The organism is Variovorax sp. GW458-11-26-14-LB1 (assembly GCF_059423965.1).
The window spans coordinates 7695-17433 of sequence record NZ_JBWKYW010000082.1 but is presented as its reverse complement, the minus strand read 5'-3'; the positions used below and the strand labels follow the sequence as shown (position 1 = coordinate 17433).

10 protein-coding genes are annotated in these 9739 nt (G+C 66.8%); 6 read left to right on the top strand and 4 right to left on the bottom strand.

Annotation, left to right across the window (positions count from 1 at the left end; translation table 11 throughout):
- Positions 1–14 precede the first annotated feature (14 nt).
- Positions 15–1004 (top strand): Bug family tripartite tricarboxylate transporter substrate binding protein, encoded by a 990-nt coding sequence (locus AC07YS_RS30960; protein WP_495270148.1) that lies wholly within the window; start codon positions 15–17, stop codon positions 1002–1004.
- Between the two features lie 112 nt (positions 1005–1116).
- On the opposite strand, the gene AC07YS_RS30955 is transcribed toward AC07YS_RS30960, so the two are convergent.
- The 4 genes from AC07YS_RS30955 to AC07YS_RS30940 are packed head-to-tail and all read right to left on the bottom strand — an operon-like array spanning position 1117 to position 3481.
- On the bottom strand, positions 1117–1374 hold the full coding sequence (locus AC07YS_RS30955) for a hypothetical protein (protein ID WP_062473877.1): 258 nt from the start codon (positions 1372–1374) through the stop codon (positions 1117–1119).
- A 16-nt stretch (positions 1375–1390) separates the two neighbouring features.
- Positions 1391–2164, bottom strand: coding sequence for an SDR family NAD(P)-dependent oxidoreductase (locus AC07YS_RS30950; protein WP_495270149.1), 774 nt, complete (start codon positions 2162–2164; stop codon positions 1391–1393).
- Between the two features lie 58 nt (positions 2165–2222).
- Positions 2223–2702, bottom strand: a complete 480-nt coding sequence (locus AC07YS_RS30945; RefSeq protein WP_062473882.1) for a hypothetical protein — start codon at positions 2700–2702, stop codon at positions 2223–2225.
- Between the two features lie 14 nt (positions 2703–2716).
- Complete coding sequence (locus AC07YS_RS30940; RefSeq protein ID WP_062473884.1) at positions 2717–3481, bottom strand: Crp/Fnr family transcriptional regulator; 765 nt, start codon at positions 3479–3481, stop codon at positions 2717–2719.
- Positions 3482–3565: 84 nt separating this feature from the next.
- On the opposite strand from AC07YS_RS30940, the gene AC07YS_RS30935 reads away from it, so the two are divergent.
- From AC07YS_RS30935 to AC07YS_RS30915, 5 genes are all read left to right on the top strand, one after another.
- Positions 3566–5530, top strand: coding sequence for an AMP-dependent synthetase/ligase (locus AC07YS_RS30935; RefSeq protein ID WP_369645525.1), 1965 nt, complete (start codon positions 3566–3568; stop codon positions 5528–5530).
- Complete coding sequence (locus AC07YS_RS30930; RefSeq protein ID WP_062473888.1) at positions 5527–6312, top strand: ABC transporter ATP-binding protein; 786 nt, start codon at positions 5527–5529, stop codon at positions 6310–6312. Before AC07YS_RS30935 ends, AC07YS_RS30930 begins: the two co-directional genes overlap by 4 nt.
- A gap of 2 nt (positions 6313–6314) precedes the next feature.
- A complete protein-coding gene (locus tag AC07YS_RS30925; RefSeq protein WP_070062998.1) occupies positions 6315–7244 on the top strand; it encodes a branched-chain amino acid ABC transporter permease in 930 nt (309 codons plus the stop codon).
- Positions 7245–7246: 2 nt separating this feature from the next.
- On the top strand, positions 7247–8311 hold the full coding sequence (locus tag AC07YS_RS30920; RefSeq protein ID WP_062473892.1) for a branched-chain amino acid ABC transporter permease: 1065 nt from the start codon (positions 7247–7249) through the stop codon (positions 8309–8311).
- Between the two features lie 68 nt (positions 8312–8379).
- A complete protein-coding gene (locus AC07YS_RS30915) occupies positions 8380–9711 on the top strand; it encodes an ABC transporter substrate-binding protein (RefSeq protein ID WP_062473894.1) in 1332 nt (443 codons plus the stop codon).
- Positions 9712–9739 lie beyond the last annotated feature (28 nt).

Genomic DNA, 9739 nt, shown 5'->3' with positions numbered 1-9739 from the left:
AGACAATGCCCCCCATGACCCCATCGAACTTCCTCCGTCCGCTGGCCTTCGCGCTGGCCTTCACCGCCGTGGCGGCCACCGCCCCGGCCCACGCCCAGACCGCCGCCTACCCCGCCAAGCCCATCCGCATGGTCGTGCCCTTCCCGCCCGGCGGCGGCACCGACATCCTGGCGCGCCTGGTCGCGCAGAAGCTCACCGAGGCCAACCACTGGACCGTGGTGCCCGACAACCGCGCGGGCGCCGGCGGCACCATCGGCATCGCCGAGGCCGCGCGCGCCACGCCCACGGGCTACGACATCGTGATGGGCCAGAAGGACAACATGGTCGTCGCGCCCTGGCTCTACAAGAGCCTGAGCTACAACCCGGTGAAGGACCTCACGGCCGTGGCCCACGTGGCCTACACGCCCGTGGTGATCGTCACGCAGGCCAACTCCAAGTTCAAGACGCTGGACGACGTGGTGAAGGCCGCGCGCGCCGCGCCCGACACCGTCACCTACGGCTCGCCGGGCAACGGCACCACCATCCACCTGGCCGGCGAGATCTTCAACGGCGCCGCCAAGATCAAGATGCGCCACGTGCCCTACAAGGGCTCCAACGCGGCCATGATGGACGTGCTCGCGGGCAACGTCGACCTGATGGTGTCGTCGGTGCCCTCGGCCATGGCGCAGATCAAGGCCGGCAAGCTGCGCCCGCTGGCCGTCACCTCCGCCAAGCGCAGCACCTCGCTGCCCGACACGCCCACCGTGGCCGAGCTGGGCTACAAGGACTTCGACGTGAGCACCTGGTACGGCGTCTTCGTGCCGGCCGGCACGCCCAAGGACATCGTCACGACGCTGAATGCGGCAGTCAACAAGCTGCTGGCCACGCCTGAAATGAAGGCGGCCATCATTGCGCAGGGCGCGGAGCCGCAGAGCATGACGCCGGAGCAGTTCGCCGCGCTGCTGAAGACCGACTACGAGAAGTGGAAGGGGATCGTGCAGGCCTCGGGCGCGACGATCGAGTAAGAGGGGTTTTCATACCAGGAACACCGCGGAACCGGCTTTGCCGGGCCGCTGGTGTTGCCCCCGGCAGGGGGTTGGCGAAGCGACACGAAGTGCGCGAAGCCTGGGGGCGAGCTCAATCCGGCACGAACTTGGCGTTGAAGATCTCGACGTCCGCCGCATCCTCGAACGTCGCCACCTGCCCCATCTTCCCGTCGCTCATGCGGCAGGCCGAGAACAGGCTGTAGCGGCCCTTGAAATAGAACTCGTCCATCACGATCAGCGCGTACGGGTAGGGCACGAACACCTGGTGCTCGAAGACGATGCGGTGCACGTTCCTCGGCGACGGAAAGAGCTTGTATTCGACGGTGTCGATGGACTTTGCGGTGGCCATGATGTGGTCGCCGTGCTCAGGCCGGGTCGCGCACGTCGGCCACGGGGTTGCTGCCGAAGTCCGCGCGCGCCAGGTAGGCGAGCACCTTGGCCGCCGCGCTCTGGGGGCTGTCGAGCCGGCCTTCTTCCTTCATGCTCACGAAGCGCGTGCGGTCCGGAAACTGTTCGGCCGAAGCGCCGCGCAGCTGCACCTGCATGTCGGTGTCGATGATGCCGGGCGCCAACGACACGATGCGCGCGCCGTTCGGCGCATGCACCTCTTCGAGCGCCACGGCGCGCGAGAAATGGTCCATGCCGGCCTTGGCCGCGCAGTACGGCGCCTGGCTGCCCAGGGCGTTGCGGCCCAGGCCCGACGAGATGTTCAGCACCTTGCGCGCGCCGCGCCATTCGCGCGTGCCGCCGAGAAAAGCGGCCGTGAGCAGCATCGGCGCCTCGAGCCCGATGCGCAGCGCCTGCGCCAGTTCAGCCGGCACGGCGCGCGACAGCGGCGCGGGGTTGCCGACGGTGCCGGCGTTGTTGATGAGCGTGACGCTGTCGAAGCGCTGGCCGTCCAGCGTGCGCAGCCAGTCCGACAGGCGCGCCGCGGCGGCCACCGGGTCGGACAGGTCCTGCTCCCATTGCGTCAGTTCGGCGCCGGCAGTCTTGGGGGCTTCGGCCAGTTCGGGCGAGGACTTGCGCGCGATGCCGAGCACCGTGTGGCCGGCCTGCAGCAGCTGTTCGGCCATGGCACGGCCCAGGCCGCGCGAGGCGCCGGTGATGACGGTGAGGTGGGAAGAGGCGGAGGTGGTCATGGTTGTGTAGGGGCAGGAGAAGGCCGCAAGGCTAAGGGATATCGAAAGGCCGCGCGCGTCAGCCGGTACGGAACTGGGCGCGCAGGAAGTTGCGGTGGCGGGCGATGTGCTGCAGCTGCGCCGGTGCGATGGAGCCGCCGAGGTCGACTTCATCCGCGCCGTTGAGCACCGCATTGGCGTTCGCCATGGCACGCGCCACGACCTCTTCCTCGCTCACGCCGAGCTGCGCCGCCAGGTCGAGCGCGACGCGGCGCATGGCGCGCTGCGACAGCATCCACATCGCGCCGAAGCGGTCCCAGGCCAGCGCAGCTTCTTCCGACTTCTCGCGGTCGGCCAGGATGTCCTTGAGCGGTCGCGCCAGTATCTCGTTGAGCGCGTCGATCTGTTCGCCCAAGGCCTCGGCGCGGTCGATCGCTTCTTCCAGCGTCGGGCCGTCGTCTTCCTCGTTGCGGGCCTGCGTGGCCTGTTGCTGCTGCGGCGGCAGAAAGCTCGCCTGTGCGTCGGCGGGCACGATCTGCAGGTGGTCGGAAAGGGCCATGGTCTTTTCTTCTTTCAGTTCGAAGTGCTGTTGTTCTTGCGGCTGGACATCGCGGTGGCGCGCAGGCCCGGCAGGTCGAGCACGCGCAGGCCACCGTACTCCACGCGGATCAGCCCCTGCGCCGACAGCGCATTGAGCGCCTCGTTCACGCGCTGGCGCGACAGGCCGACAAGGTACGCCAGTTCCTGCTGCGTGATGCGCAAGACCTCGCCCACGCCGGGGTACAGCACCGGGTTGAACAGCGACACCAGGTTGCGCGCCACGCGCGCGTCGGGGTTGTTGAGGCGGTCGATCTCCAGCGCCGCGATGAACTGGCCCAGCCGCTCGTTGAGCTGGTTCATCACGAAGCGGTTGAAGCCGATGGAGTGGTCCAGCAGCCAGTGGAAGCTCTCGATCGGCAGCCCCGCCACGAGGCTGCGGCGCAGCGCCTGGATGTTGTAGCGGTAGGGCTCGCGCTTCATCACCGTGCCCTCGCCGAACCAGCCGCCGGGCGGCACGCCGGTGTAGGTGACCGAGCCCCCGTCGGCGTTGTCGTTGCTCATCTTCAGCAACCCCTCGACCACGCCGAACCAGTAGGTGGGCGAACGCCCGACGCGGCACACCAGGTCGCCGGGCTCGGCCTCGCCCACCACGAGCGTGGCCTCGGCGCGGCGGCGCTCGGCGGGCGTGAGCGTGGGCAGCCACGGAATACCGTCGAGTTCAGCGGCATTGGCAGGGCGCACACGGTCCTTGATGGAACCGCCGAGCACGTTCTGTGGGTTGAGGTTGCCAGGAGGCATCGGGAAACTCCGGGGAGTAGTGTCCCTAGGATTGTCGTTGGAACGACAACCGGGCGTCAAAGTGGGACCTACGATCCGGCCACTGTGCAAACCACCGCCCCCACCTTCCCCCGTCTGCTGCTCGCGCATGCCGAGGCCCGTCCCGAGGCTCCCGCCGTGCGCGAAAAAGACCTTGGCATCTGGCAAACCTGGACCTGGAACGCCGTGGCGCAGGAAGTGCGCGAGATGGCCTGCGGTCTGGCAAGCCTTGGCTTCAAGGCCTTCGACAACCTTGCGATCGTCGGCGCCAACCGGCCGCACCTGTACATGGCGGTGCTCGCCGCGCAAAGCCTGCGCGGCGTGCCCGTGCCCCTGTACCAGGACGCGGTCGCCAGCGAGATGGTCTTCATGCTGAACGACGCGAGCATCGAGTTCGTGATCGTCGAAGACCAGGAGCAGGTCGACAAGCTGCTCGAGTGCCGCGAGCTGCAGCAAGGGCAAGAGGGCCAGCAGCAGGGCATCCGCCACATCATCTACGACGACCCCAAGGGCCTGCGCCACTACGAGCAGCCGGGGCTCATGAGCTACGAGCAGCTGCGCGAGCTGGGCCGGGCCTTCGACAAGGCCAACGCCGGCTACTACGACCGCGCCGTGGCCAGCGGCGAGGCCAGCGACGTCGGCGTGATCCTCTACACCTCGGGCACCACCGGCCGCCCCAAGGGCGTGTGCCAGACGCACGCCAGCTTCATCGCGGCGGGGCGCGGCGGCGTCGAGACCGACAAGCTCGGCCCCGGCGACAACATCATGAGCTACCTGCCGATGGCCTGGGTGGGCGACCACCTGTTCTCGGTGGCGCAGTGGCTGGTGGGCGGCTTCACGCTCAACTGCCCCGAGTCGGCCGAGACGGTGATGAACGACATGCGCGAGATCGGCCCGAGCTACTACTTCGGCCCGCCGCGCACCTTCGAAGGCCTGCTCACGGCCGTGTCGATCCGCATGGAAGACGCGGCCGCGCCCAAGCGCTGGCTGTATGCGAAGTTCATGGCGCTGGCGCAGCGCGTGGGCGCCGACATCCTGAACGGCGCGCCCGTGAGCACCGGCGACCGCGTCATGTACAGCCTGGGCAACCTGCTCATCTACGGCCCGCTGCGCAACGTGCTGGGCATGAGCCGCATCCGCGTGGCCTACACGGCCGGCGCGGCCATCGGGCCCGACCTGTTCCGCTTCTACCGCTCCATCGGCGTGAACTTGAAGCAGTTCTACGGCCAGACCGAGACCTGCGCCTATGTGTGCCTGCAGCAGGACGGCAAGGTCAAGCTGCAGACCGTGGGCACGGCGGCGCCGGGCATCGAACTGAAGATCGCCGACGACGGCGAGGTGCTGGTGCGCGGCGTGTCGGTGCTCAAGGAGTACTACAAGCGCCCCGACGCCACGGCCGAGGTGCTCGACGCCAACGGCTACTTCCACACCGGCGACGCCGGCGTGCTCGACAGCGAAGGCCACCTGCGCATCATCGACCGGGCGAAAGACGTGGGCCGGCTCGTGGGCGGCGCGATCTTTGCGCCCAACTACATCGAGAACAAGCTCAAGTTCTTCCCGCAGATCAAGGAGGCCGTGTGCTTCGGCAACGGCCGCGACGAGGTCTGCGCCTTCATCAACATCGACTTCGAGGCGGTCGGCAACTGGGCCGAGCGCCGCGGCCTGGCCTACGGCGGCTATGTGGACCTGGCCGGCAAGCCCGAGGTGCTGACGCTGGTGGCCGAGTGCATCGCCAAGGTCAACGCCGACCTCGCGGCCGAGGACGGCATGGGCGAGACGCAGATCGCGCGCTTCCTCGTGCTGCACAAGGAGCTCGACCCCGACGACGACGAGCTGACCCGCACGCGCAAGGTGCGCCGCGGCTTCATCGCCGAGAAATACGCCGTGCTGGTCGATGCGCTGTACGGCGGCAAGACCGCGCAGTACATCGAGACCCAGGTCAAGTTCGAGGACGGACGCACGGGGGTTGTCAGCGCCACGCTGAAGATCAACGACGCCAAGACCTTCCCCATCGTGAAGGCCGCCGCATGAGCAATCGGAAAATTGGCGACGTCATCCTCGACGTCCAGAACATCAGCCTGAGCTTCGGCGGCGTGAAAGCGCTGACCGACATCAGCTTCAACGTGCGCGAGCACGAGGTGCGGGCCATCATCGGCCCCAACGGCGCGGGCAAGAGCTCGATGCTGAACTGCATCAACGGCGTGTACTGGCCGCAGCAGGGCTCCATCACCTTCCGCGGTCAGACCTTCAAGCACATGAACTCGCGCCAGGTGGCCGAGATGGGCGTGGCGCGCACCTTCCAGAACCTGGCGCTGTTCAAGGGCATGAGCGTGCTCGACAACATCATGACCGGGCGCAACCTCAAGATGAAGAGCGGCCTGTTCGCACAGGCGCTGCGCTGGGGCCCGGCCGAACGCGAAGAGCTGCAGCACCGCGAGTTCGTCGAGCACATCATCGACTTCCTGGAAATCCAGGCGCACCGCAAGACGCCGGTGGGCCGCCTGCCCTACGGCCTGCAAAAGCGCGTGGACCTCGGCCGCGCGCTCGCGATGGAGCCGCAGGTGCTGCTGCTGGACGAACCCATGGCCGGCATGAACGTGGAAGAGAAGCAGGACATGAGCCGCTTCATCCTCGACGTGAACGACGAGTTCGGCGCCACCATCGTGCTCATCGAGCACGACATGGGCGTGGTGATGGACATCTCCGACCGCGTGGTGGTGCTGGACTACGGCAAGAAGATCGGCGACGGCACGCCGGATGAAGTTCGGAACAACGAAGACGTGATCCGGGCATACCTCGGCGTGGAGCATTGACCATGGGATTTTTCCTCGAAACCCTTTTCGGCGGCCTCATGGTCGGCATGCTGTATTCGCTGATCGCGATCGGCTTCGTGCTGATCTACAAGGCCTCGGGCGTCTTCAACTTCGCGCAGGGTGCGATGGTGCTGTTCGCGGCGCTGGCCATGGCGCGCTTCGCCGAGTGGTTCCCGCAGTGGTTCGGCTTCCAGAGCCAGATCCTCGCGAACATCCTGGCCTTCATCGCGGCCATGGCCGTGATGATCGTGGTGGCCTGGCTCATCGAACGGCTGGCGCTGAGCAAGCTGGTGAACCAGGAAGGCATCACGCTGCTGATGGCCACGCTGGGCATCGCCTACTTCCTGGACGGCGTGGGCCAGACGATCTTCGGCAACGACATCTACAAGATCGACGTGGGCATGCCCAAGGAACCGCTGATGGTGCTCGAAGGCACCTTCCAGGGCGGCCTGCTGCTGAGCCAGGAAGACCTGATCGCCGCGCTGGTGTCCGCCGCGCTGGTGGTGGTGCTGGCGATCTTCTTCCAGAAGACGGCCACGGGCCGGGCGCTGCGCGCGGTGGCCGACGACCACCAGGCCGCGCAATCGATCGGCATTCCGCTGTCGCGCATCTGGGTGATCGTGTGGTCGGTGGCCGGCTTCTCGGCACTGGTGGCCGGGATCATCTGGGGCTCCAAGCTCGGCGTGCAGTTCTCGCTCTCGCTGGTGGCGCTCAAAGCTCTGCCGGTGGTGATCCTCGGCGGGCTGACCTCGATCCCCGGCGCCATCATCGGCGGCCTGCTGATCGGTGTCGGCGAGAAGCTGTCTGAAATCTATCTCGGCCCCATGCTCGGTGGCGGCATCGAGATCTGGTTTGCCTATGTCCTCGCGCTGGTCTTCCTGCTGGTTCGTCCGCAGGGTCTGTTCGGCGAAAAGATCATCGATCGGGTCTGAGAATGTTCTACAGAGAAAACGGCCAGTTCAAGTCGAGCTACCGCGCCGACCAACAGATCTTCCCGATCGCGCAGGACCGCCTGGCGATCCTGGTGCTGCTGCTCGTGGCGTTCGTCGTGGTGCCGATGGGCGTGTCCGACTACTGGATGCGCGCCATCCTCACGCCCTTCCTGATCCTGTCGCTGGCGGCGCTCGGCCTCAACATCCTGGTCGGCTACTGCGGCCAGATCTCGCTGGGCACCGGCGCCTTCATGGCGGTGGGCGCGTACGCGGCCTACAACTTCCAGGTGCGCATCGACGGCATGCCGCTCATCGCCTCGCTGCTGCTGGGCGGGCTGTGCGCCACGGTGATCGGCGTGCTGTTCGGCATTCCGAGCCTGCGCATCAAGGGCCTGTACCTCGCTGTGGCCACGCTGGCCGCGCAGTTCTTCACCGACTGGGCGTTCCTGCGCATCCAGTGGTTCACCAACAACTCGTCGTCGGGTTCGGTGAGCGTGGCGGGGCTGAACGTGTTCGGCGTGCCGATCGAGTCGCCGGTGCAGAAGTATTTGTTCTGCCTGATCTTCGTGGTGGTGTTCGCACTGCTGGCCAAGAACCTGGTGCGCAGCGCCATCGGCCGCGAGTGGATGGCGATGCGCGACATGGACGTGGCCGCCGCGGTGATCGGCATCCGCCCGGTGTACGCCAAGCTCACGGCCTTCGCGGTGAGCAGCTTCATCGTCGGCGTGGCCGGCGCGCTGTGGGGCTTCATTCACCTCGGTGCGTGGGAGCCGGCGGCGTTCAGCATCGACCGTTCGTTCCAGCTGCTGTTCATGGTGATCATCGGCGGGCTCGGCTCGATCATGGGCAGCTTCTTCGGCGCCGCCTTCATCGTGCTGCTGCCGCTCTTCCTGAACCAGCTGCCGGGGTGGCTGGGCTTCTCGATCTCGACCGCACTGGCCTCGCACCTGGAGACCATGATCTTCGGTGCGCTGATCGTGTTCTTCCTGATCGTGGAGCCGCACGGCCTGGCGCGGCTGTGGTCCACGGCCAAGGAAAAGCTGCGGCTGTGGCCCTTCCCGCACTGACAGGTTCTGGTTCGTTGTTGTTCGTTCGTAAAAACCCGGCACCGAGGTGCCCACAAAAGGAGACAGGCATGACACTGAAATCGCTCGCTCTGACCGCCGCCCTGGTGGCCAGCACCCTCGGCGCGGCCTTCGCGCCTTCGCTCGCGCAAGCCCAGGCCAAGGAACAGTTCTTCCCGCTGCTGGTGTACCGCACCGGCCCCTACGCGCCCAACGGCACGCCCTGGGCCAACGGCAAGCAGGACTACATCAAGTACATCAACGCCACCGGCGGCATCAACGGCGTGAAGATCACGTACGAGGAATGCGAAACCGGCTACGCCACCGACAAGGGCGTGGAATGCTACGAGCGCCTGAAGGGCCGCCCGGGCGTGACGCTGTTCGACCCGCAGGCCACCGGCATCACCTTCGCGCTGACCGACAAGGTGCCCACCGACAAGATCCCGCTCATCACGCTGGGCTACGGCCTGTCGGCCTCGCAAGATGGCGGCGTGTTCAAGTGGAACTTCCCGCTCATGGGCTCCTACTGGACCGCGGCCGACATCCTGATCCAGCACATCGGCAAAAAAGAAGGCGGCATGGACAAGCTCAAGGGCAAGAAGATCGCCCTCGTGTACCACGACTCGCCGTTCGGCAAGGAGCCGATTCCGCTGCTGCAGGAGCGTGCCAAGCAGAACGGCTTCGAGCTGTCGCTCATTCCCGTGACCGCGCCCGGCGTGGAACAGAAGTCGGCTTGGCTGCAGGTGCGCCAGTCGCGTCCCGACTTCGTGCTGCTGTGGGGCTGGGGCGTGATGAACTCCACCGCCCTGAAGGAAGCCGTGGCCACGGGCTACCCGCGCGAGAAGATGTACGGCGTGTGGTGGGCCGGCGCCGAACCCGACGTGAAGGACGTGGGCGCCAACGCCAAGGGCTACAACGCGCTGGCGCTGAACACCTCGGGCACGCAGCCCAAGGTGATCCAGGACATCCTCAAGCAGGTGCACGACAAGGGCCAGGGCACGGGTCCGAAGGACGAAGTGGGCTCGGTGCTCTACACGCGCGGCGTGATCATCCAGATGCTGACCATCGAGGCCGTGCGTCGTGCGCAGGAGCGCTTCGGCAAGGGCAAGGTCATGACCGGCGAGCAGGTGCGCTGGGGCATGGAGAACCTCGCACTCGACCAGAAGAAGCTGGACGCACTGGGCTTCTCGGGCGTGATGCGTCCGGTGAGCACCTCGTGCCAGGACCACATGGGCTCGACCTGGGCGCGCGTCCATACCTGGGACGGCGCCAAGTGGGGCGGCATGTCCGACTGGTACGAGGCCGACAGCCAGATCATCAAGCCGATGGTGAAGGCGGCCGCCGACAAGTACGCCGGCGAAAAGAAGCTCACCCGCCGCGAAGCAGCCGACTGCCAATCCTGATGCACTGAGTGCCGTGGCGGCGCGCAAG